This is a genomic window from Coprococcus sp. HPP0074 (assembly GCF_964238105.1).
In the GTDB taxonomy this organism is placed as follows: domain Bacteria; phylum Bacillota; class Clostridia; order Lachnospirales; family Lachnospiraceae; genus Faecalimonas; species Faecalimonas umbilicata.
Genome location: NZ_CAXSKS010000009.1, coordinates 1 through 24,555, shown reverse-complemented (window position 1 = coordinate 24,555; position 24,555 = coordinate 1). Strand labels below are relative to the sequence as shown.

General features: G+C 41.6%; 23 protein-coding genes. 20 read left to right on the top strand and 3 right to left on the bottom strand.

Features of this window, described 5'->3' with window-relative positions; translation table 11 throughout:
- Positions 1-152: 152 nt before the first annotated feature.
- The 3 genes from ACESPO_RS11525 to ACESPO_RS11515 all read right to left on the bottom strand — a co-directional run bounded on the left by ACESPO_RS11525 (position 153) and on the right by ACESPO_RS11515 (position 3,180).
- A complete protein-coding gene (locus ACESPO_RS11525) occupies positions 153-1,403 on the bottom strand; it encodes an MFS transporter (RefSeq protein ID WP_120105699.1) in 1,251 nt (416 codons plus the stop codon).
- Positions 1,404-1,427: 24 nt separating this feature from the next.
- Positions 1,428-2,219, bottom strand: coding sequence for a zinc dependent phospholipase C family protein (locus tag ACESPO_RS11520; protein WP_009263731.1), 792 nt, complete (start codon positions 2,217-2,219; stop codon positions 1,428-1,430).
- A 97-nt stretch (positions 2,220-2,316) separates the two neighbouring features.
- Entirely contained in the window at positions 2,317-3,180 is an 864-nt protein-coding gene (locus ACESPO_RS11515) for a methionyl aminopeptidase (protein ID WP_499788869.1), read from the bottom strand.
- A 243-nt stretch (positions 3,181-3,423) separates the two neighbouring features.
- Here ACESPO_RS11515 and ACESPO_RS11510 point away from each other — a divergent pair, with 243 nt between their 5' ends.
- From ACESPO_RS11510 to xylB, 20 genes are all read left to right on the top strand, one after another.
- Positions 3,424-4,500 carry a 6-phosphofructokinase gene (locus ACESPO_RS11510; RefSeq protein WP_120092373.1) on the top strand — a complete coding sequence of 359 codons (1,077 nt, stop codon included), beginning with the start codon at positions 3,424-3,426 and terminating at the stop codon, positions 4,498-4,500.
- Positions 4,501-4,592: 92 nt separating this feature from the next.
- Positions 4,593-6,158 carry a DNA polymerase III subunit gamma/tau gene (dnaX, locus tag ACESPO_RS11505; RefSeq protein WP_009263728.1) on the top strand — a complete coding sequence of 522 codons (1,566 nt, stop codon included), beginning with the start codon at positions 4,593-4,595 and terminating at the stop codon, positions 6,156-6,158.
- 13 nt (positions 6,159-6,171) lie between these two features.
- Positions 6,172-6,528 (top strand): YbaB/EbfC family nucleoid-associated protein, encoded by a 357-nt coding sequence (locus tag ACESPO_RS11500; protein WP_009263727.1) that lies wholly within the window; start codon positions 6,172-6,174, stop codon positions 6,526-6,528.
- 20 nt (positions 6,529-6,548) lie between these two features.
- Positions 6,549-7,145 (top strand): recombination mediator RecR, encoded by a 597-nt coding sequence (gene recR, locus ACESPO_RS11495; protein WP_008977554.1) that lies wholly within the window; start codon positions 6,549-6,551, stop codon positions 7,143-7,145.
- A gap of 69 nt (positions 7,146-7,214) precedes the next feature.
- Complete coding sequence (gene fsa, locus ACESPO_RS11490; protein WP_008977553.1) at positions 7,215-7,868, top strand: fructose-6-phosphate aldolase; 654 nt, start codon at positions 7,215-7,217, stop codon at positions 7,866-7,868.
- Between the two features lie 66 nt (positions 7,869-7,934).
- Positions 7,935-8,771: a transketolase gene (locus tag ACESPO_RS11485; RefSeq protein ID WP_008977552.1), complete on the top strand. Its 837-nt coding sequence runs from the start codon at positions 7,935-7,937 to the stop codon at positions 8,769-8,771.
- Positions 8,759-9,700, top strand: a complete 942-nt coding sequence (locus ACESPO_RS11480; RefSeq protein ID WP_008977551.1) for a transketolase family protein — start codon at positions 8,759-8,761, stop codon at positions 9,698-9,700. Before ACESPO_RS11485 ends, ACESPO_RS11480 begins: the two co-directional genes overlap by 13 nt.
- Before the next feature lie 11 nt (positions 9,701-9,711).
- Positions 9,712-10,254 carry an HDIG domain-containing metalloprotein gene (locus ACESPO_RS11475; RefSeq protein ID WP_009263725.1) on the top strand — a complete coding sequence of 181 codons (543 nt, stop codon included), beginning with the start codon at positions 9,712-9,714 and terminating at the stop codon, positions 10,252-10,254.
- Positions 10,255-10,412: 158 nt separating this feature from the next.
- A complete protein-coding gene (locus tag ACESPO_RS11470) occupies positions 10,413-11,543 on the top strand; it encodes a LysM peptidoglycan-binding domain-containing protein (protein ID WP_009263724.1) in 1,131 nt (376 codons plus the stop codon).
- Between the two features lie 113 nt (positions 11,544-11,656).
- A complete protein-coding gene (locus ACESPO_RS11465) occupies positions 11,657-12,844 on the top strand; it encodes a DUF5711 family protein (RefSeq protein ID WP_009263723.1) in 1,188 nt (395 codons plus the stop codon).
- A gap of 15 nt (positions 12,845-12,859) precedes the next feature.
- Positions 12,860-13,558 carry a CvpA family protein gene (locus ACESPO_RS11460; RefSeq protein WP_009263722.1) on the top strand — a complete coding sequence of 233 codons (699 nt, stop codon included), beginning with the start codon at positions 12,860-12,862 and terminating at the stop codon, positions 13,556-13,558.
- 63 nt (positions 13,559-13,621) lie between these two features.
- Positions 13,622-14,443: an AraC family transcriptional regulator gene (locus ACESPO_RS11455; protein WP_016439884.1), complete on the top strand. Its 822-nt coding sequence runs from the start codon at positions 13,622-13,624 to the stop codon at positions 14,441-14,443.
- A 205-nt stretch (positions 14,444-14,648) separates the two neighbouring features.
- Positions 14,649-15,260 (top strand): DUF4867 family protein, encoded by a 612-nt coding sequence (locus tag ACESPO_RS11450; protein ID WP_120092368.1) that lies wholly within the window; start codon positions 14,649-14,651, stop codon positions 15,258-15,260.
- A 16-nt stretch (positions 15,261-15,276) separates the two neighbouring features.
- The gene (locus tag ACESPO_RS11445) at positions 15,277-16,761 is read left to right on the top strand and encodes an L-fucose/L-arabinose isomerase family protein (protein WP_336304525.1); all 1,485 of its coding nucleotides are present in this window, start codon (positions 15,277-15,279) and stop codon (positions 16,759-16,761) included.
- 327 nt (positions 16,762-17,088) lie between these two features.
- Positions 17,089-18,444 (top strand): ABC transporter substrate-binding protein, encoded by a 1,356-nt coding sequence (locus ACESPO_RS11440; RefSeq protein ID WP_499788867.1) that lies wholly within the window; start codon positions 17,089-17,091, stop codon positions 18,442-18,444.
- An 88-nt stretch (positions 18,445-18,532) separates the two neighbouring features.
- On the top strand, positions 18,533-19,444 hold the full coding sequence (locus tag ACESPO_RS11435; RefSeq protein WP_499788866.1) for a carbohydrate ABC transporter permease: 912 nt from the start codon (positions 18,533-18,535) through the stop codon (positions 19,442-19,444).
- A complete protein-coding gene (locus ACESPO_RS11430; RefSeq protein ID WP_009263717.1) occupies positions 19,445-20,290 on the top strand; it encodes a carbohydrate ABC transporter permease in 846 nt (281 codons plus the stop codon). It abuts the gene before it with no gap.
- 3 nt (positions 20,291-20,293) lie between these two features.
- A complete protein-coding gene (locus ACESPO_RS11425; protein ID WP_499788865.1) occupies positions 20,294-21,499 on the top strand; it encodes a MalY/PatB family protein in 1,206 nt (401 codons plus the stop codon).
- A 21-nt stretch (positions 21,500-21,520) separates the two neighbouring features.
- Positions 21,521-22,543 carry a M20/M25/M40 family metallo-hydrolase gene (locus ACESPO_RS11420; RefSeq protein ID WP_499788864.1) on the top strand — a complete coding sequence of 341 codons (1,023 nt, stop codon included), beginning with the start codon at positions 21,521-21,523 and terminating at the stop codon, positions 22,541-22,543.
- 45 nt (positions 22,544-22,588) lie between these two features.
- Positions 22,589-24,046 carry a xylulokinase gene (gene xylB / locus ACESPO_RS11415; protein WP_270457514.1) on the top strand — a complete coding sequence of 486 codons (1,458 nt, stop codon included), beginning with the start codon at positions 22,589-22,591 and terminating at the stop codon, positions 24,044-24,046.
- Positions 24,047-24,555 lie beyond the last annotated feature (509 nt).

Below are 24,555 nucleotides of genomic sequence, written 5' to 3'. Positions count from 1 at the left end.
AAACATGTACAGTTGGTACATGTTTTTTTCTTTGTCAGTGGAAATGTTGTCTTAGCAAAAGGAAAAGGGATTTTCGATAATAATGATAATTTTTATCGGCAATCCCTTTTCTTTTTATATTTGCTTTTTCTGTTGTTGGGTCATGAGACGCTTTAAGAGTATTTTGTCTCAACGTTCCTGCACTTAAAGTGGAAGATCATAAATCCGAGTACGAGCATTCCTCCAATTACGGCGACACCGACTTTGGAGTTGTCGGCAAGCTGGGTTGTGATTCCCATCAACATTGTGCCGAGGAAGGATGCACCTTTACCGAAAATATCATAGATTCCGAAGTATTCACTCGATTTGTTCTTCGGAATGATCCGGGCAAAATGAGATCTGGAGAGTGCCTGAATTGCCCCTTGGAAGACTGCTACGAGTACAGCAAGGAACCAGAATTCCCATGTTTTATCCAGCTGCAGGGCGAAGGCAGCGATTCCGATATAACCTACGATCGATATAGAGATCAGATCTGTCGTGCGATATTTTTTCGTCAGTTTTCCGAACAGGATCGAAAATGGAAAGGCAACAATCTGAGTAAGGAGCAAAGCCAGAAGCAGGCTGTTGTCGTCAATTCCTACATCTTTTCCGTAAGAGGTTGCCATCTCAATGATCGTATATACTCCATCAATATAGAAGAAAAAGGCGAGAAGGAAATAAAAGACGGTTTTATTCTCGCGCAATTCTTTGAAGATATTTCCGAAGCGCTGAAAGCTACTCTTGATCGGGGAGCGTACAGGTTCAATATAGTAGATCTGTTTATAATTTTTTAAAAGCGGCAGCGTCACGACCAGCCACCATACAGCATTTAAGAGGAATGCAATTGCAGTTGCCGCAGCAGTCGACAGTCCGATCGGCTCTGCGAACAGCACAAGGATAAGGCTTGCGATAAATGGAACACAGCTTCCGAGATAGCCCCATGCATAGCCGAGAGAGGAGAGGTTATCCATCCGGTCATCAGTAGTGACATCTGATAACATCGCATCGTAAAAAATGAGACTGGAAGCAAATCCAACTTTGGCAACTACGAAAACAGCCAGAAAGAAGATCCAGGAGGACGGCAGAGCAAGAGCAGCACAGCCAATGACACCGACCATCATGGAGAAGGTAAAAAGTGGTTTCTTGTAGCCTTTTGTATCTGCGATCGTGCCGAGTACAGGACCTATGACTGCAACGATCAGTGTAGAAAGAGACACAGCGTATCCGTAGTAGGCGGTGGAGTCCGAAAGGGAAATTCCGTTGGCAGATGCAATGTTTTTGAAATAGATTGGGATGATCGTTGATACCAGAAGGACAAATGCAGAATTTCCGATATCATAGAGGATCCAGTATTTTTCCAGTTTTGTCAGTTGATTCTTGTCCATAGGGGACTCTCCTTTGTTAAATTGTTATTCAAAGTTTCTGTCAAACCGCTCTTCCAGCGGCTCTCCGGTAGAAAGTGCATTGTAAAAGCTTTCGGTCAGGCGGACACCTACCGGAATTGCCTCGATATACAGGTGGCTGAGTCTGCGGCAGATCGGTGCGCAATCCGGATTGCGATGAAAGTTCATCACAAGACCATGAAGTTCCTCATAACTTCCACTGAGCCGAAAGGCAGCATTGATCACTGCGCGGCGCACTTTGCAAGGGCTGATCAGGAAGTTGTTATAAAAGCGGAATGATTTTAATGCTTCGAACATTTCTTTCTCAGAAATTGCAGGGAAAAACTGTGCAATGCAGTTAGAAATTTCTTTGCTTACCTGGATGTGAGAAAGTGTCTTTGTTGTGATGGGATCTTTCTGACAGTGGAGAAGAATACTCCGGTCAAACTCAGTCTCAATTTCCGTATGAGAGATTCCAGTTTCTGTCATCTCTCCGATATATCCGTGGCATTCGCTGTCGAGAGAGTAGTGGCAGATAAATCCGAGAATATAAGCGATGGATGCTTCTCTGTTATTACTCCGGTTGATGACACGTCTTGCCTGTCGGAAGAAAGGAGCAGCAATTTCTGCGTGCATCAAGTGCCCGGCTTTGCTGACTGGATTGCTCTTTAGCGGTCTGTAAAAGAATAAAATGTCAGGACCGTGGAGTCCGATGTCAAAAAGTGCACGGTGTTCTGTGATGATACGCCGAATATCCGGATTTTCTATATTTGCAAGGACTTTTTTCCCAAATGTGTAGTGTGCATAAGCTGCAGGCATGGCAATTCCTCCTTTGAAATTACAATGATAAAGTGTAAGTATTGTATGTTAAGTTTGTCGTATGTATTGTGTTAAAAATTTGTAAAACAGCTGCTTGTTATTTTGTCAGCACTTCGATTCCAGTCTCTGTGACGAGCACCATATATTCAATCTGTGCGGAAAGTCCATCGTCAATCGTATAGACCGTCCAGTCATTATCCTCATCGACGAAGAAATCAGGGCTTCCTTCATTGAGCATCGGTTCGATTGTAAACATCATACCCGGAACAAGGACCATCTCAGATCCCTTTGGGGTTACATAGGAAACAAAGGGTTCTTCGTGGAACTCCAGTCCGATTCCATGTCCGCCGATATCTTCTACGACAGAATACCCGTTTTCCTGTGCGTGCGTGTAGATTGCATCGGCAATATCTCCGAGGTGTCCCCAAGGTTTTGCCGCTTTTAAGCCAAGTTCTACACATTCTTCAGTTACGCGTACGATCCGTTCGGCACGTTCGCTGACGGTTCCGATTTTAAACATTCTGGACGCGTCTGAAAAGTAACCGTCAAGGATTGTAGAGACATCGACATTGATGATATCTCCTTCCTGAAGGATGATATTTTTATCCGGGATTCCGTGACAGATCTCATTGTTCAGAGAAGTGCATACACTTTTCGGGAATCCTTCATAGCCAAGCGGAGCCGGAATGCCACCGTGGGAAACGGTGAAATCGTGTACGAGTACATCGATGTCCTCTGTGCTCATGCCTGCGTGGATGTGTTTGGCAACGTGGTCAAGCACAGCGGTGTTTAATTCGGCACTTTTTTTGATTGCTTCAATCTGAGCGGGTGTCTTTAACAGTTCTCTTCCCGGGACAATGTGTCCTGCTTCCCTCAGTTGCTCCATTTTTTCTTCCATCGCCATATGGCAGCGTTTATACTTTTTGCCACTGCCGCACCAGCATAATTCATTTCTTTCCATGATGTAAGACTCCTTTTTATAAAATAATGTACATTGTCAGGCAAAGAAAAAAGGGAAAAATACAGTCTTTTCCTTTCTGCCTTGCAATGGTTTAAAATAGTAACAGATGATTTGTACTTCATATAGTATACCGCATTTTTTTGTTGTTAGCACCTGAAAAATAAGATATACTATATTTGTTGAGAAATAGTGACTGTGAATCGGAAGGGATGGGAAATATTTCCATAGAAAGGAAGGGCTTGTATGTTAAGAATAGGAATGTTGACAAGCGGTGGCGATTGCCAGGCACTGAACGCGGCGATGCGTGGTGTGGTAAAGGGTATTTGTTCAAAGATCAAGGACGTGGAGATTTATGGCTTCAAAGAAGGCTATAAAGGATTGATCTATGCTAATTTTGAGATGTTGACTCCGAAAGATTTTTCGGGGATCCTCACGATGGGTGGAACGATCCTTGGGACATCGAGACAGCCATTTAAACTCATGCGGGTTCCGGATGAGAAGGGACTGGATAAAGTGGAAGCGATGAAGCACACTTACCATAAGCTGAACTTAAATTGCCTTGTGATCCTTGGAGGAAACGGGACGCATAAGACGGCGAATCTTCTGAGGGAGGAAGGGCTGAATATCATTACACTTCCAAAGACGATCGATAATGATCTGTGGGGAACGGATATGACATTCGGATTCCAGAGTGCGGTAGACATTGCGACAAATACCATTGACTGTATTCATACAACTGCTACATCCCACAGCAGAATCTTCATTGTCGAGGTGATGGGTCACAAAGTTGGCTGGGTGACGCTTCATGCAGGAATTGCAGGAGGAGCGGATATTATCCTGATTCCGGAGATTCCATATGATATCGAGGTTGTGGCAGAAGCAATCCGGAGAAGGACAGAGGCAGGAAAGCATTTTACAATCCTTGCGGTAGCAGAAGGTGCCATCTCCAAAAAGGATGCAAAGCTTTCTAAGAAGGAATACAAAGAGAAATTAAGAAATCGTAAGTATCCGTCCATCGCTTACGCGGTGGCAGAGGAATTAAAAGAACGTACGGGTCAGGAAATCCGGATTACAGTGCCGGGACATACGCAGAGGGGAGGCTCTCCTTGCCCATATGACAGAGTGCTTGCGACAAGACTCGGAGCAGCGGCAGCGGAATTGATCATGACAGAACAGTATGGTTATATGGTCGGAATCCGCAACGGGGAGACGACAAAAGTGCCGCTGAAGGAAGTGGCAGGAAAGCTGAAGACGGTGCAGCCGGATTCCGGCATTGTCCAGGAGGCGAAGATTACAGGAATCAGTTTTGGTGATAAATAGCAGAGGTTACAGGAAATACAAAAGGGAACTGTAGATTGTTTTCCGGAATATAGAAGAATGAAACACCAGCAGGAAGATAAGGAGAGAAAAATATGTCATATACAGCATTGTACAGAAAGTTTCGCCCGGGTGGATTTGAGGATGTAAAGGGGCAGGATCATATCGTACAGACATTGAAGAATCAGATAAAGGCAGAGCGGATCGGACATGCTTATCTTTTCTGTGGGACAAGAGGAACCGGAAAGACGAGTGTGGCGAAGATTTTTGCGAAGGCCGTAAACTGTGAGCATCCAGTAGACGGAAGCCCGTGCGGGCAATGCGCGATGTGTCAGAAGATTGCGGAAGGGACATCGATGAATGTGATCGAGATCGATGCGGCATCGAACAATGGTGTCGACAATATCCGTGAGATTCGTGAGGAAGTCGCATATCGTCCAACGGAAGGAAAGTATAAGGTATATATCATCGATGAGGTGCATATGCTTTCCATCGGTGCGTTCAATGCACTGCTAAAGACACTGGAGGAGCCGCCGGAGTATGTAATCTTTATTTTGGCTACAACAGAAGTACACAAGATACCTATTACGATTTTGTCCAGATGTCAACGGTATGACTTTAAGCGGATCACGATCGATACGATCGCGGCGAGAATGAGTCAGCTGATGGAGACAGAGCATGTGGAAGTAGAAGAGAAAGCAATCCGCTATATTGCGAAGGCAGCGGACGGTTCTATGCGTGATGCGCTAAGTCTCCTCGACCAGTGTATCGCATTCTATCTCGGACAGAAATTGAAGTATGATGATGTGCTGGAAGTACTTGGCGCAGTGGACACAGATATTTTCAGCAGGATGCTTAGACAGGTCATGGCGCGGGATGTGGCAGGGGTTCTTCAGACGGTGGAGGAACTGGTCATGCAGGGAAGAGAACTGACACAGCTCGTGGCAGATTTTACATGGTATTTAAGGAACTTGCTTCTTGTCAAAAGTTCTGATAATATGGAAGATGTTCTGGATGTTTCCACAGAGAATTTGATTCAGTTGAAGGAAGAGGCAAAGATGATTGAAAGTGATATGCTGTTTCGGTATATCCGTATTTTCTCAGATTTGTCTAATCAGATCAAATACGCCACACAGAAGAGAGTGCTTCTGGAGGTGACATTGATCAAGCTCTGTACACCGGCAATGGAGACGACGCAGGATAGCCTGCTCGATCGGATCCGTGCAGTGGAAGAGAAGGTGGAGAAAGCAGATTTTTCGACGCAGGGAGAGCAGAGAGTTGTCTACGTGCAGGAGGAGAAGCAGGCGGGGCCTGTTGAGCGCCCGAAGCTTGAGAAAGCGATTCCGGATGACGTGCGGGAAGTGGTGCAGAACTTCCGGGGAATTGCCAATGAGGCATCGCCGATGCTGCGCAATTATCTGAAGTATGCGAAGTTAAGTCTCGGAGGAGATGACCGGCTGTTAGTTGTACTGCCGGATGAGATTTCTGCAAATGTTGTGGGGACAGAAGAACATAAGAAGGAGCTGGAAGCTCTGATTGAAAATAGAATCGGCAAGACAGTGACGCTCGATGTCCGTCAGGTAGACGATGGAAGAAGGTTCGAGGATAGTTTTGTGGATATAGAAGATGTGATTCATATGGAAATTACGGTCGAAGATTAAGGAGGATATGATTATGGCAAAACGTGGAGGATTTCCGGGCGGAGGAATGCCGGGGAACATGGCGAATTTAATGAAGCAGGCGCAGAAGATGCAGCGCCAGATGGAAGAACAGGCAAAGGAAATGGAGTCGAAAGAATTTACAGCAACAGCAGGAGGAGGCGCTGTAGAAGTGACTGTTTCCGGTACAAGAGAAGTCCTGAAAGTGAAATTACAGGAAGAAGTGGTAGATCCTGATGATATCGAGATGTTAGAGGATCTGATCGTTGCTGCAACAAATGAGGCGCTCCGTAAAGTGGAGGCAGAATCAGCATCAGCAATGTCAAAATTGACAGGCGGTCTTGGCGGAGGAATGCCGGGACTTCCATTTTAGTGTAAGAAGGAGCGGAGGATATGGACTATTACAGCAGTCAGATCAGTAAATTGATCGAAGAGCTGTCAAGACTTCCGGGAATTGGTGCAAAGTCAGCCGGGAGGCTGGCTTTTCATATTATTAATATGCCGAAGGATCAGGTGGAGCGGCTGGCATCTACGTTGGTGGAGGCGAGAAATAATGTAAGGTACTGCGCGCAGTGCTGTACATTGACAGACAAGGAACTTTGCCCGATCTGCGGAAGTAATAAGCGAGATCAGAGGACAATCATGGTCGTGGAGACGACCAGAGATCTGGCGGCTTATGAGAAGACAGGAAAATATAACGGAGTCTATCATGTTCTTCACGGTGCGATTTCTCCGATGCTTGGGATCGGACCGGGAGATATTAAATTAAAGGAACTGATGGAACGGCTTCAGGGGGATGTCGATGAGGTGATCATCGCCACGAATTCCAGCTTGGAAGGAGAGACAACAGCGATGTACCTCAGTAAACTGATCAAGCCGACCGGAATTAAAGTCAGCCGTATCGCAAGTGGGGTACCGGTAGGAGGAGATCTGGAGTACATCGATGAAGTGACACTTCTGCGTGCATTGGAAGGAAGAACACAGCTGTAAACGTGAAGATGCATTTGTATGAGATACTGCAGGAGGAAACAGAATCAAATATGCAAGGAGGAAACGGGTATGAAATTTTTTATTGACACAGCAAAAGTGGAAGAAATCAAGAAAGCAAATGACATGGGTGTCATCTGCGGAGTAACTACAAACCCATCTTTAATTGCAAAGGCAGGGCGTGCTTTTGAAGATGTGATCGCGGAGATTGCATCGATTGTAGACGGACCGATCAGCGGGGAAGTAAAGGCCACGACCACAGATGCAGAAGGAATGATCGAGGAAGGCAGAAAGATTGCGAAGATCCATCCGAATATGGTTGTGAAGATTCCGATGACGGCGGAAGGGTTAAAGGCATGTAAGGTACTTTCGTCCGAAGGGATCAAAGTCAATGTCACATTGATCTTCACTGCGAATCAGGCGCTGCTGGCGGCGAGAGCCGGTGCAGCTTATGTATCTCCGTTCCTCGGAAGACTGGACGATATCTCTGTGCGAGGCGTGGATCTGATCACAGAAGTGGCAGAGATCTTTGCCGTTTCTGGTATTGACACCGAGATTATCGCGGCGAGTGTCCGCAATCCAATCCATGTTACGGATTGTGCGCTGGCAGGAGCTGATATTGCGACAGTGCCATATGCAGTGATCGAAAAAATGATACACCATCCTCTGACAGACCAGGGAATCGAAAAATTCCAGGCAGATTACCGGGCTGTGTTCGGGGAATAAACGGCTTGCATAAAGAGAAAGCAGCAGATATAATTGAGTAGGAAAACAAAATGTGGAGGCAGTCTAATGAATAAATTAGAATTAATGAAAATGGCGAATGAAATCCGCAAGGGCGCTGTGACGGCGGTTTACCATGCGAAATCAGGACATCCGGGCGGATCATTATCCGCAGCAGATATCTATACATATCTTTTCTTTGAAGAGATGAATGTTGACCCGGCAGATCCGAAAAAAGCAGACAGAGACCGTTTTGTCTTATCGAAAGGTCACACAGCACCGGGATATTATGCGACACTTGCAAACAGAGGATTCTTCCCGGTAGAAGATCTGACAACACTTCGTCATGTGGGATCTTATCTCCAGGGACATCCGGACATGAAGCACATTCCTGGTGTAGATATGTCAAGCGGATCTCTCGGACAGGGAATCTCAGCAGCAGTTGGAATGGCGATCGGAGCAAAGCTTTCCGGAGATGATTATCGTGTATACACACTTCTTGGAGACGGAGAGATCCAGGAAGGGCAGGTGTGGGAAGCAGCCATGCTTGCAGGACATAGAAAATTAGATAATTTAGTTGTGATCGTAGACAACAATGGACTTCAGATCGATGGAAATATTGCAGATGTCAATTCTCCATACCCAATCGACAAGAAGTTTGATGCATTTAACTTCCATGTGATCAATATTGACGGACATAACTTTGACGAGATCGCAGCGGCATTTAAAGAAGCAAAAGAAGTAAAAGGAAAACCGACAGCGATCATCGCGAAGACGATCAAAGGAAAAGATGTTTCTTTCATGGAAAATGAAGCTTCTTGGCATGGAGCAGCTCCAAATGAAGAACAGTATGCAGTGGCAATGGCAGATTTAGAGAAGGTAGGTGAAGCATTATGTCAGATGTAAAGAGAATTGCGACAAGAGAGAGCTATGGAAAGGCATTGGTAGAATTAGGAAAGCTTCACGAAAATCTGGTTGTGCTGGATGCAGACCTTGCAGGTGCTACAAAGACAGCGATGTTTCAGAAGGAATTTCCGGAGCGTCATATTGACTGTGGAATCGCAGAAGGAAATATGATCGGGGTTGCAGCAGGACTTGCTACGACAGGAAAGGTTCCGTTTGCAAGCTCGTTTGCGATGTTTGCAGCAGGACGTGCATTTGAACAGGTGAGAAACTCTGTCGGATACCCGAAGTTAAATGTGAAGATTGGGGCAACGCATGCCGGAATCTCTGTAGGAGAAGATGGAGCGACACATCAGTGTAACGAAGATATTGCGTTGATGAGAACGATTCCGGGAATGGTTGTGATCAACCCTTCAGATGATGTAGAGGCGAAAGCCGCAGTGAAAGCAGCGTATGAACATGAGGGACCGGTATATCTTCGCTTTGGAAGACTTGCAGTTCCGGTGATCAACGATAATCCAGAATACAAGTTTGAACTTGGAAAAGGAATTGTATTGCGTGAAGGAACAGATGTGACAATCATCGCAACCGGGTTGGAAGTATCTGAATCGTTGGAAGCTGCAAAGAAATTAGAAGCAGACGGAATCAGTGCAAAAGTAATCAATATCCATACGATCAAACCGCTGGATGAGAAATTAGTGATCGAATCTGCAAAAGAAACAGGGAAGGTTGTTACAGTAGAAGAACATTCTGTGATTGGCGGACTTGGAAGTGCTGTATGTGACGTGCTGTCAGAAAATTATCCGGTGAAAGTGCTGAAGATCGGAGTGAATGATGTGTTTGGAGAATCCGGACCGGCATTAGAACTGATCAAGAAATATGAACTGGATGCGGACAGCATTTACAAAAAAGTAAAAGCATTTGTATCATAAGAGCAGAGACTATGATCAGAAAGAGTAAGAGATATAAAAGTTGGAAGCGTAAAGTCCTCCATGTGCGTAAGGAGTGGCAGGATGAGTTTTGTGAGAGCATCCGTGACATCGCGACACATCCGGTGGTACTTCGCATGAAATTGTATCCCCATCACGGTAACAGCAACTGCTACGAACATTGTCTGCATGTTGCGTATTATAATTATCAGTGGTGTAAGTTTCTTGGTTTGGATGCAAGATCTGCAGCGAGAGGCGCAATGCTTCATGACTTGTTTTTGTATGACTGGCACACACACAGAAAAAAGACGGGTGATCGGTTTCACGGATTGACACACCCGAGAACAGCATTGAAAAATGCAAGTAAGTTTTTTGATCTCAATGAAATTGAGAAGGATATTATTTATCGGCATATGTGGCCTGTGACATTTTTCAGAGTGCCACGGACAGCGGAAGGTTTCATTACCACTTTGACAGATAAATATTGTGGAGCGTGTGAGACGAGTCAGAGAAAGCCTAAGCAACGAAAACAGGTAATGCTCGGATCATATCAATAAAAGTAGAGCAGAAAAAGAACGCGGAAGGGAAAGTACAATGTTTGTACGATTCCTTCCGCTTTTTGTCGAAATATTCCAGCGACCTCTCGACAACAAGTGATAAATTCAGTCGGCTTTGTGTGCTATGCTAAAGAAAATACGCAGAGAGGTGAGTAAAGATGGAAAGAGAGATTCCTAGAAATGTAAGACAGATTGGGAACATATCCGGTGGTCCTAAAATCTATGTAGAAGATTATGTAGATACATTTTTCGGGCAAATTTCGGATCAGACAGAGGAAATTCGGGGAGCATTTTTAATAGGAGAGATGGAAGACAAGGAGCATCCGGATTACATATACATCACAGGAGCGATCCAGATGTATGAACTGAAACGGGACGGAAATACATTTCAGATTACGGAAGAAACATGGAAAAATGCATACGAAGACTGCAAGCGTTATTTTGGAAATGCAACGATCGTAGGATGGTTTGTAAGTGCCCCGGGAATTCCGGCTGAGATCAATGACGAGGTGATACGGACACACGAGAATGCTTTTCCAAATACGTATTCTATATTTGTTATGCGGGATTTGCGGGAGAAAGAAGATTATTTTTATGTGAATAAATTCAATGATCTGATGAAGGTGAGTGGATATTATATTTACTATGAGAAAAATCCTGCGATGCAGAATTATATGATTGCATCGCGCAGAAAAAATGGCCTTACGATCAGTGAGTCGGTGGAGGACAGGGCTGCAAAAAGTTTTCGGAACCTGATTCGTACGAAGGGGGAGTTAGAAGATCAAAAACAGTCAATTCATTTTATGCGTATCGCCAGTTCGTTTTTGATCTTAGTCATGCTGGTGATGGGGATAACGATGATGAATAATTATGACAAGATTCAGTCGGTACAAAAATCGCTGGAAGCACTCACAGAATCTGCACAATCGGAACAGGAAGCAAAAAGAGTCAGCGTAGATCGGACGCCTTCCGTTGGATTAAAAAAGGAGCTGGAAGAGCACGCAGTAGAGAAAAAAGAAATCAACAAAGAAGATGCTGCAGCAAAAAGTGGAGAAAAGACCACAGAAGAAAAAACAAAACAGGAAGCATCTGACTGGAAAGAAGGAGCTGCGGAGGAACTTGAGGAGGGAAGCCAGGGAGATATTTATGTTGTGCGGAAAGGGGACACGCTTTTGTCTATCAGCAGAAAAGTTTATGGTACGGATGAAAATATTGCATCTATCTGTAAGATCAATGGTTTGAAAGAAAATGACTTTATCTATGTAGGACAAAAACTGCTTCTTCCGTAATCAGAAAAAGAAAATTAAAAACACACCAGAAAGAAAAAGTGTGATATAATGTACGCGAATATAAGTAAAACAGCGGGATAACGATTAGATCCCGAAAAACAAAGGGGAAAACTATGACTGATAAAATCAATAAAGAATTACATTTGTCAGAGTCGATGCAAAATCTGAAAGAAAAGATCAGAAAGCATAAATTAATGAGGTGGAAAAGAATTATTACGGCAGCATTTCTGGGATTTATGATCATTTTTGGATCTTATCTGCTTTTGGAGTACCGCACATATGAAAATACACGAGTGATTCGTACATACAAAGGAGACAGTTCGGCAGATGGAAGCTATAAGATGTTCGGGGATTCCGTTTTAAAATATACAAAAGACGGAATGACACTGATTGATCAAAAAGGAAAAGAAATATGGAATCACTCTTATCAGATCAAGAATCCGATCATTGAGATCAATCATGAGGTTGCAGCAATCGGAGACAGTGGCGGAAACAGTATCATTGTAATCGACCATGAAGGGATCAAAGGAGAGATTGAGACGACGCAGCCAATCGAAAAGTTGTCTATTTCCACGAATGGAATTGTGGCAGCAGTGTTAAAAGATGAAGTTTCTCCGAAGGTGATGTGTTATGACTCGACGGGAAATATTCTCGTAGAAAATAAAGTATCAGCAGCAAAAGACGGTTATCCAGTGGAAATCGCACTTTCCAATGATGGGACAACCTTGATCGTGTCCTATTTACATGTACAAAGCGGAGCGCTTGCTTCCAACGTGGTGTATTACAACTTTGGGGATGCGGGAAGAGAAGAGAAAAATAATCAGGTTGCCGGAGAAAGCTATACGGGTCAGATTGTTCCAAGTGCTTTTTTTATGGATGATGAGACGTCTGTGCTGGTCGGGGAGTCTGGGTTTTATATTTATGAGGGAACAGACAAGCCTAAATTGAAAAAAGAAGTAAAATTTGATACAGAGATCAAGAGTGTATATCATACAGAGAAGTATATCGGTTTTGTTTTAAAGGCAAAGGACAAAAAGGGATATGAAATCTGTCTTTATAATCAAAAAGGACAGCGGACGATGTCCAAAAAGTTTCAAGGGGATTATGCACATGTAAAGATGGTCGGAGAAACGGTGATGATGTATGACGGTGTAAATTGCTGTATCTACACTGCGAATGGTGTGAAGCGGTTTGCCGGACAATTTCAAGATAAGATTCTCGATATAGTTCCGGTGGGGGGAATCAACACTTATACGGTCATGAATATCAACGGAATCCAGAAAGTTCGTCTGGTAAAATAGAAGGGGAAAAGAGCAATGGATCAGACAAACTGGATGGCAGTCATTGTTATGGCAATTTTTGCGATCAGTATCTGCAATGGCTATCGAAAAGGGTTTTTCAGGCTTTGTGTTTCTTTTGCTGCGACAATTTTTACGGTGATACTGGTGAGCATTCTTACGCCACATGTCGGGGAAGCAATCATGAAGTGGACGTCTGTGGATGAGGTGATAGAGAAAAATTGCATGGAGATTTTTGCACCGGCGGAGATTGCAGAAAAGGAAGATGTTTCCCTTCAAGAGCAGATTCAGACAATCGAACAGGCAGGACTTCCAGAATTTTTCAAGCAGATCCTTTTGGAAAACAATAACCGGGAAATTTATGGGATACTCGGAGCGGAACGATTTGCAGATTATATCAGCAGTTATATTACGAGGACTGTGATCAATGTAATCGCTTTTTTGACGACATTTGTTTTCCTTACAATCGTGGTGAGGATGACTTTGTTTACATTGGATGTGATCACAAAGATTCCGATCCTGCATGGATTGAACCGATGGGCAGGAGCGGCACTTGGGTTTTTTCTAGGAGTCATTTTTGTGTGGATGTTCTTTTTGGTGCTTACTTTGTTTGGAGGTACTCCGTTGGGAGCGGAGTGTTTCCGACAGATACAGTCAAGTAGATTCCTGTCAGAATTATACAGAGCGAATGTGATTTTAAGAGAAATGCTGCTTTAAGCAAGAAGGACTTCGATAACAGAAATAGAAAACATATTTAAAAAGAGGAAGAGATGAGATGGGATGGGATATAGTCATGAGATTATTTTGCCAAATGAGGATTTGAGTTTTAAAATGTTTCTATTTGAAGGGAAAAATGGAAACTATGTTAGGGGAAAACATTGGCATCGCTCAATAGAGATTTTTGCAATTTTTGAAGGTAGTTTACGCTTCTTTTTGAATGAAGAAGAGTATAAAATGAATGCGGGGGAATTCCTTTTAGTAAACTCCAACGAAGTGCATTCGATTTTTTCGCCAAAGCCGAATGTAACAGTTGTGATTCAGATTCCACTTGTCGTTTTTAAAAAATACTATACAAATGAACAATTTATTTCTTTTTCGCATGAGCCGCGCGTCCGCAATCAGGAATTAATGAAGCTGATGCATAAAATGTATGATACCTATGTGAAAAAAGAATGCGGATATGAATTTCGAGTACAAAGCTATTTTTATGAATTGCTTTACACACTCGTTACGGAATATAGAGATATAGATATTAGTCCTGAGGCGGTTAAGAGTTATCAGAAACTAAGTCGGCTTACGGAAATTACAGATTATATCAAAAAGAATTATCAAAAAGAATTGTCGCTGGAGAGTCTGGCAGAAATCTTCGGATATTCTCCAACGTATTTGTCGAAGATGTTTCAAAAGTATGCAAAGATTAATTATAGGGATTATGTACAAAATGTGAGATTGGAGCGTGCCAGTAAGGAGTTAATGGAGACGGATCACATGATTAGCGATATTGCATTGAATCATGGGTTTGCCAATAGCAAAGCCTTTGCAAATGCATTTCGTAAAAAGTATGGAAGATTACCAAGTGATTTTAGAAAAGAGAAAAACTAAAAGAAGTGTATGCAGAGACAGCTGCTTCCGAATGAAATCGGAAAGAAGTGTTTCGCATACGCTTTTTTATGTTGCAAGTCATAAAGAGGTTATTGTGGAAAAATGACAAGAAAGTGACATTAAAAAGGCAATATATTGGTTGAATAGAATAAAAAAACTTGTTAAAATATAGAAAAATTTTCAAAAGAGGGGGAGAAGCTTAAAAATGAAAAAGGTAACGGATGAATCTTTTAAAAAATACGGGAAAGTGATAAGTAATTTAGATTTCTCGGATCTGTTAGAAAAAATGAATGCTACACAAGTTCCGGAGGATGTTATTTATGTACCATCAATGGAATGTTTGGAAAAATCGGATGTAGCACAGAAATTGAAAAATAGTATATACGGCGGCTTAGATATTCAGATAGGATATTGCAACGGACATAATAAGTCATTGAATGCACTGGAATATCATCGTTGCTCAGAAGTGGATGTGGCGGTGGATAATCTGATTCTGTTGCTTGGCTGTCAGCAGGATATAGAGGACGACTTTACATATGACACGGAACGGGTAGAAGCTTTTTATGTACCGGCAGGAACTGCGGTAGAATTATATGCAACGACGCTTCACTATGCACCGTGTAACGTGGAAGATCAGGGATTTCGTTGTGTGATCGTACTTCCAAAGGATACGAACACAGAGCTTACTTTTGAAACATCCGGTGAGGGTGAAGAAAAATTGATGGTCGCAAAAAACAAATGGTTAATCGCTCACGAAGATGCAAAGATTGAAGGAGCTTTTAATGGACTCAAAGGTCTGAATATTACGTTGGAGTAAATCAGGAGGAGAAAAAATGAATAATATGCCAAAACTTAAGATTGGTGTGGTAGCAGTAAGTCGGGATTGTTTTCCGGAAAGTTTATCTGTTACAAGACGAGAAGCACTTATCAAAGCTTATGTTGAAAAATATGGAGAAGCAGAAATCTATGAATGCCCGATTTGCATCGTGGAAAGTGAAATTCACATGGTTCAGGCTTTAGAGGATGTCAAGAAAGCAGGATGTAATGCATTGGTTGTATACCTTGGAAACTTTGGACCGGAAATTTCTGAAACTTTACTTGCAAAGCATTTTGACGGACCAAAAATGTTTGTTGCAGCTGCAGAAGAAAGAGGAGACAATTTGATTCAGGGACGTGGTGATGCATATTGTGGAATGTTGAATGCAAGCTACAATCTGAAACTTCGCAATGTCAAAGTATATATTCCAGAATATCCGGTTGGAACCGCAGAAGAATGTGCAGATATGATCCATGAATTTGCTCCGATCGCAAAAGCGATTATTGGACTGCATAGTTTAAAGATTATCAGCTTTGGTCCGCGTCCGTTAAACTTTTTAGCTTGTAATGCCCCGATTCAGCAACTTTACAATTTAGGGGTTGAGATTGAAGAAAACTCTGAGCTGGATCTCTTCGAAGCATTTAATAAACACGCAGATGACGAGAGAATTTCGGAAATTGTAAAAGAAATGGAAGAGGAACTTGGTGCAGGAAATAAAAAACCAGAGATTCTTAGAAAATTAGCACAGTATGAGTTGACGTTAAAAGATTGGGTAGAGGAGCATAAAGGGTACAGAGAATATGTTGCCATTGCAGGAAAATGCTGGCCTGCATTCCAGACTCAGTTCGGATTTGTGCCTTGCTATGTGAACAGCCGTCTTACAGCGCAGGGAATTCCGGTATCTTGTGAGGTAGATATTTATGGAGCTTTGAGTGAGTTTATTGGTACAGTAGTAAGTAATGACATCGTAACCTTACTGGATATCAATAACAATGTTCCGGCAGATCTCTATCGGGAGGATATTGAAGGAAAATTTGATTATACACATAAAGACACATTTATGGGATTCCACTGCGGAAACACTGCAAGCAAAAAACTTTCTTTCTGCGAGATGAAATATCAGCTGATCATGGCAAGATCGCTTCCGGAAGAAGTGACACAGGGAACTTTGGAAGGAGATATTGTTCCGGGCGATATCACATTCTTCAGACTCCAAAGTACAGCAGATTGTAAGCTGCGTGCATACATTGCACAGGGAGAAGTTCTTCCGGTTGCTACAAGATCATTCGGTTCGATTGGTATTTTTGCGATTCCGGAGATGGGAAGATTCTATCGCCATGTGTTGATTGAGAAAAACTTCCCGCATCACGGAGCAGTTGCGTTTGGAAAACATGGAAAAGTATTATTTGAAGTATTCAAATATATTGGAGTTCCAGTAGAAGAGATCGGATACAATCAGCCAAAAGGTGTGAGATATCCTACTGAAAATCCATGGGGATAAATAAGTGAATCGATAAGTTGCCTATACTTTTTGCGTATGGGCAACTTTTTTATGTTCGTAGGAGATTGCTTTGGAATCTTATACGATAAAACATGCTTGCGAGAGAGGTTTTGTTCTTTGGATATTCCAAGAAATATATGTGCGAATATGATATTTTATTGACAATCTCGTTGATGTGCATAAAAAAGTAGATATACAAATGTGTTTTATATGCAAAATGACAAGAAAGTGACATTGAGAGGTTGAAAGTCTGCTAGTGATGCACAAAAAAGATTGCTATAATTTAAAATATAAGAAACAGGAAATCCACAAAAGGAGGAAACAAAAATGAAAAAGAGACTTGCGAGAGTTCTTGCTGCAACCTTAGCAGCATCGACAGTACTTACAGGTTGCGGGGGTGGAAGTGAGAAAAAATCTGTGAATGGAAAAGCACCTGAGAAACAGAAAATCACTGAGGATGTAACAAAGACAGAAGGAGAAATCAACGTTTGGACAAACTTAAGCCAGGACGAGATGAATTTCTATGTGGAGGAGTTCAATAAAATTGTACCGGGTGTTAAGGTAAATGTAACAGTTATGCCGTCCAAAGAATACCGGACAAAACTTCAAAATGCGTTCCGTACAGGAACAAATGCACCGGATGTAGCAACTTTTGAAATTTCAGACTTTGGTGTTTATAAAGATTCCGATATGCTTGAGAACTTAAGCCAGGAACAGTACGGGGCAGATGCGATTTCGAAAGATATGATCCCATATGTAGATGAGTTATCAAGAGATGGGGAAGGAAATGTAAAAGGTCTTTCATGGCAGTCAACACCGGGCGGATTCTGGTACAAAAAAGCATTAGCAAAAGAATATCTTGGAACCGATGATCCACAGGAATTATATGAGATGTTATCAAGCTGGGACAAAATTGTTGAAACGGGTAAACAGGTTTATGAAAAATCAGGTGGAAAAATTGCTTTATTAGATGACGTGGAATCTGTATTACAGCTCTATGCATCTTACAAAGGACAGGCATGGGTAGATGAAAACAACCACATCATTGATGATGAGTATATGCTTGAGATGTACGAAATGATGGATACTGTTGTAAAAAATAAAGTAGATGCAGAAGCTGATATGTGGTCAGCAGGCTGGACATCCGGAATGTATTCAAAAGATATGTTTATTTTAACATGTCTTCCAACTTGGGGATTAAACTTCTGTATTAAACCAGGTATTCCGGCAGACGAAATGGACAAAGCTGCTAATACATGGGGATATATGCAGGCTCCAATTCCTTACCAGAATGGTGGAACATGGTATGGAATGTATTCGAAATCAGAAAATAAAGATGCTGCATGGGCTTGGATTAAAACTATGACATCCAACGAAGATTACCTTGTAAACGGTCTTGCAAACACATGGGGAGATTTCCCAGGATATATCCCGGCAATTGAAAGATGTATTGAAGAGGGACATACAGATATCGTTACAGGAGATCAGCAGTATTTTGCAGATTTCTATGAAACAGCAAAAAATGTAAAAGGAGATCCGATGACAAAATATGACCGTCAGGCATGGGCAAGTGCAACTGCACAGATGGATCTGATAGCTACAGGACAGACAACACCGGAAGAAGCAGTAGAAGGCTTTAAAGAAGAAATGAAAAATATTTATCCGGAAATCGAAATCGATTAATTTTTAGCAACATAGCTGCTTCGTGGAGGTATTCGGGAAGAGTACAACGCGAAGCAGCTTTTTTAGTCGGAAGGAGGATTACAAAAAAGTGTCCGCAAAAACAAAGAAAAAACGAAACAAAATAAATAAAAATAATGCAGGATATTTCTTTATTGCCCCATATATTATTGTGTTCCTGGGGTTTACGCTGTATCCGATTCTTTATACGTTTAAATTAAGCTTTATGACATGGGATGGATTTGGAGAACAACAATTTGTTGGATTAGCCAATTATGCCAGATTGTTACATGATCCGATGTTTATCAAGTCGGTCGGGAATACAATATTCATTGCGCTGCTTTCGATGATACCACAGATGGTATTCGGATTAGTGCTTGCATTTTTATTGAATCAGAGAAGATTAAAAGGATCTAATTTCTTTAAAACGGTTTTCTATTTTCCGAATCTTGTCACAGCAGTTTCGCTCGGTGTTTTATTCAGCTTACTCTTTGACTGGAAAGTCGGAAGCGTGAACCAGTTACTTACCTCTTTGCATATTATTTCGGAACCGATCAACTGGAAAGGAAGTCCGATCTTATCACAGTTGATTGTTGCATTTGTTCTGTTTTGGCAGTATTTTGGATATTATACGATTATCTTCACAGCAGGAATTCGTGGTATTTCTTATGAACTGTTTGAGGCAGCAGAGGTGGATGGGGCAACAAAGGTTCAAACCTTCTTTAAAATTGTTCTTCCGCTTATGCGACCGATCATGACCTTCGCATTTGTAACTTCCATCATAGGTGGTCTGCAAATATTTGACCTTCCATATACATTTGGCGGTCAAATGGGAGGAACGAAAGGATCCTTGTTGACGATGGTTATGTATATGTACAATATTGCATTTACAAATTTAGATTATGGATACGGTGCAGCTATTTCTTATGGATTATTTGTGATTATTATTGTATTTTCTATTATCTTTATGAAGTATACAACAGGAAAGAAGGAGCAGTATTAAATGAGTGTGAAAGCAAAAAAAGAAAACCACGCAAAAATCGGCAGGATTTTGACCTATATCGTTTTGATTTTTCTGGCTATTATAAGTATAGTACCATTTTATAATATGATTATTGGATGTACTCATGATAATGCAGCCTTAGCAACATCTTTTCAAATGCTTCCAGGAAGCCATTTGATGGATAATTATAAACGATTACAAGACAATGTAAATATCTGGAGAGGACTTGCGAACAGTATTTTTATTTCGGTTACTTATACATTGATCTCTACATATATTGGAGCTTTAACGGCATATGGATTTGCAAAATATAAATTCCGCGGAAACAAAGTTTTGTTCTGGATTGTACTTGCAACGATGATGCTGCCAGGACAGCTTGGTATCATCGGATATTTCCAGGAGATGAATGGATTAGGATTGCTGGATAGTTATCTTTCTATTATTATGCCGAGTTTTGCAACTCCGGTTATGGTATATTGGATCCGTCAGTATATAGATGCGTATGTTCCGAATGAACTTATGGAAAGTGCGAGGATTGATGGTTGCAATGAATTTAAAATTTTCAATAAAATTATTTTCCCGGTAATTATTCCGGGTGTAGCTACACAGGCAATTTTCACATTTGTAGGATGTTGGAACTCATTTGTTCAGCCGTCTATTCTTTTGTTCTCGCAGGAGAAATTTACACTTCCTATTTTGGTACAGCAGATGCAAGGGGTATACAAGACGGACTATGGTGTTATATATTTAGGAGTAACACTATCAGTTATTCCAATTCTTCTTTTATTTATGTTCTGTTCAAAGAAGATTTTGGAAAGTTCAATGGCTGGTGCAGTAAAGGGATAATCTATGAAATATGATTTTGATGAACAAATAGACAGAAGAAATACAAACAGCGCAAAATTTGATGAGATGGATGCGTTGTTTGGCTCGGACGTGATGCATTTGGGAGTGGCAGATATGGACTACCGCTCCCCAAAGCCAATCATAGAGGCAATGCAGAACATTGTTGAGAAAGGTGTGTTTGGATATACTATTTGGCCAGAGAATTATGGAGAACTGGTTTCTCAATGGATGAAGCGTCGTTATGAACAAGAAACTAAGACCGAATGGGTTGTATTTTCTCCGAGAATTAATATGGCATTGAATATGGCAGTGGAAACTTTTACAAATGAGGGAGATGGGATTGTTCTTCATACTCCGGCTTACACAGCGCTCCAAAATGCAGTTGAGAAATATCACCGTGTTATGATTGAAAGTCCTCTTGTGTTGGAGAACGGTAGATATAAAATGGATTTTCAGCAGTTGAGAAGAAATCTGGACGAGAAGAAAGCGCAAGGTGTCTGTGCAAAAATCATGCTTTTATGTAATCCACATAATCCAACGGGGAGAGTCTGGGAAATCGAGGAGCTGCAGCAAGTAGTTGATATTTGTAAGGAATATGATCTGCTTTTGATATCGGATGAAATACATGAAGACTTTGTGAAAAAAGGGCATAAATTTGTGTCGTGCCTGCACTTTCAAGAGGATCTTCAGGGACGGATGATTGTGTGCAATTCGATTACAAAGACATTTAACGTACCGGGAGTTATCTTGTCGAACTTATTGATTCCGGATCAAGGAATCAGGGAGCGGATGAAAGAAACCATGGACCGTTGGGGACTTCATAATCCGAATATTTTTGCTGCCGGTATTATGGAAGCGGCTTATACGCAATGTGATGAATGGATAGAACAGGTCAATGCATATCTGGATGAGAATTATGAGTTTTTGAAAAAATATATTGAAAAGAATATGCCAGAACTGGAAGTGATTCCATCAGAGGGTACTTATATGGCATGGGTGCAAACAGAAAAGCTTCAGATCAGTCCGGAGGAGTTAGAAAAGTTTTTTATCGAAGATGCAAAGGTATCTGTTTATATGGGCAGCAGATATGGGAAGCATACTGATTCTTTCATAAGGATCAATATTGCAACGTCAAGGAGTTATCTACAGGAAGCATTAGAAAGGATTCGGGCACAGTATTACAAAATAGCGCCAAACAATAAAAAGTAAAAGCAATTAGAGGTGTAGAAGATGGATAGGGAATTTTTGGATAAACTATTAGAGCAGATATCGGTATCTGGCTGTGAGGAGTGTGGACAAGAGGTAGTAAAATCTCACATGCAGCCCTTTTCAGATGAGATATGGACAGATGAAATGGGAGATGTAATCTGTATTTTAAATCCGGAAAGTCCGGTTAGAGTCATGCTGTCTGCACATGCAGATGAAATTGGTCTTCTTGTCACGAGGATTACAGAGGAAGGCAGAATTCAGGCGATTGAGCGTGGAGGTATCATTCATCAGAATTATCCGGGACAGAAAGTTCGGATTCATACGCAAAAGGGGATTGTGTATGGTGTTGTAGAGTGCAGCAGGGAATTGTTTAAACAAGATAATTTAAAAGCTTCTGATTTTTTGATTGACATCGGTGCTACTTCGAAAAAAGATGCGGAAGAATATGTATCGCTTGGAGATGCGGTTGTATTGGATGCAGGAGTAAGGGAACTTGCAAATGGCAGACTGGCAGCGCGGGCATTCGATGATCGAATTGGTGTTTTTGTAATTATGGAGGCATTAAAAAGAGCGAGGGAGAGAGGCTGTGAGATAGGAGTTTATGCTGCAGCGACGGTTGGCGAAGAGACGGTTAAAAACGGGGCATATTGGTCTAGTACACGGATTCAGCCGACAGCAGCCGTCGTTGTAGACGTTACGAATTGTACGGATTATAGCAGGTTCCCAAATCCGGCAGTAGCGGGAGATGTTGTTCTTGGAGGGGGACCATCTCTTTGCAATAGTCCGTTAGCATCCAAACGGTTGAATAAAAAAATGCAGGAATGTGCAGAACGCATCGGCATTCATACACAGCGTGAGGCGGCAAGTGCAAGAAGCTATACGGATGCAGATGAGATTCATTTTTCCAATCAAGGGGTACCGGTAGTATTTACAGCAGTTCCACTGCGGAACATGCATACACCGGGAGAAATTGCGGATATGAAAGATGTAGAAGGCTGTATTGAAGTGATTGCAGAATTTTTATGTTCGTTTACTGAGCCGTAATGAATGTGTGGTAAGTTAACAGGAAGGTAGTTGGAGGAAACAAATATGTTATACATAGGTATCGATTTAGGGACATCGGCTGTGAAGCTGCTTCTGATGGATGGAAACGGAGAAATTAAAAAAATAGTTTCAAAAGAATATCCTTTGTTTTTCCCGCACCCTGGATGGTCAGAACAAAATCCGGAAGATTGGTTCGAACAATCTATGAACGGCCTGAAAGAGCTGACTGCAGAATGTGATAAATCGCAAATTGCAGGAATCAGTTTTGGTGGACAGATGCATGGATTGGTTGTCCTGGATGAAGAAGATAATGTAATAAGACCGGCGATTTTGTGGAATGATGGTCGTACGGGAGAAGAAACAGAGTATTTAAATACAGTAGTCGGAAAAGAAACACTTTCGAAGTATACTGCCAATATTGCGTTTGCCGGTTTTACGGCTCCAAAGATTCTTTGGATGAAACGTCATGAACCGGAACGTTTTCAGAAAATTAAAAAAATCATGCTTCCAAAAGATTATCTTGCTTATCGATTGTGCGGAACATTTTGTACAGATGTATCGGATGCTTCCGGTATGCTTTTGATGGATGTGAAAAATAAATGCTGGTCAAAAGAAATGCTTGAGATATGCAGTATTACAGAAGAACAGCTTCCGAAGCTATATGAAAGCTATGAGGTCGTAGGATCCTTAAAGAAGAATATTGCAGAGGAACTTGGAATGACGGAAGAGGTAAAAGTGATTGCAGGAGCCGGAGACAATGCGGCGGCAGCGGTGGGTACAGGCACAGTAGGAGAGGGAATGTGTAATATTTCTCTTGGAACTTCCGGAACGATTTTTATTTCCAGTAAAAAATTTAAAGTAGATGAAAATAATGCACTTCATTCTTTTGCACATGCAGATGGAAATTATCATCTGATGGGATGCATGCTAAGTGCAGCATCCTGCAATAAGTGGTGGTCAGAAGAAATATTGAAAACAACAGATTTTGTAAACGAACAGGCAGGTATTACAAAACTTGGTGAGAATAACGTATTCTATCTTCCATATTTAATGGGAGAAAGATCTCCGCATAATGATCCAAAAGTCCGGGCTGCTTTTATCGGAATGTCTATGGACACAACACGGGAAGAAATGACACAGGCAGTTTTAGAAGGAGTGGCATTTGGATTAAGAGACTCTCTTGAGGTTGCGAGAAGTCTTGGCATAAATATTGCGAGAACGAAAATCTGCGGTGGAGGTGCAAAAAGTCCACTTTGGAAAAAGATTATTGCAAATGTCATGAACATAAAAGTAGAAGTGATAGAGAGTGAAGAAGGACCGGCGCTTGGAGCTGCCATGCTTGCAGCGGTCGGGTGTGGAGAATATCCGGATGTTGAAACAGCGACAAAGCAATTTGTGAAGACTATCGATACCGTAGAGCCGGAAAAGGAACTTGTAGAAAAATACGAGGAAAGATATCAGAAATTCAAAAATATCTATCCGGCGGTAAAAAATCTGTTTTAGTCTGAAAAGCTTGGGAATCGTTTGATTATCTAGGTTTAAAAATTTTCCTGAGGTACGGGGATTCGAAAAAGAATAGTGCAAATCAGCATGAAGTCGGATCCCGTGCCGGGAATTGCGAATGAATTATGGATGAGATAAGAAAGCGGTAGAGAAGAAAGAGTAAAGCTTTTTGAAATAAAATAAAAAATGTATTGACAGTTTTTGAATAAGATGATATTATAAATGTCGCTGCAAACAGCAGTGGCTATATTTTTTGAAATATTTCAATCAGAGTTAACAGGAAATGAAAAATAAAATAAAAAAACTGTTGACAAAGAAAGAATAAAGTGATAAGATATAGAAGTTGTCGCGACAAGCGATAACGAAAAAATAAAAATAAAAAAGTGCTTGACAAGTAAGAAACGCTGTGATAAAATGAAACAGCTGATTACGAAAAGCAAAACAGAACATTGATAATTAAACAATAGACAACACAACCCTGAAAATTTCGAACAATTGAGAAAATTTCA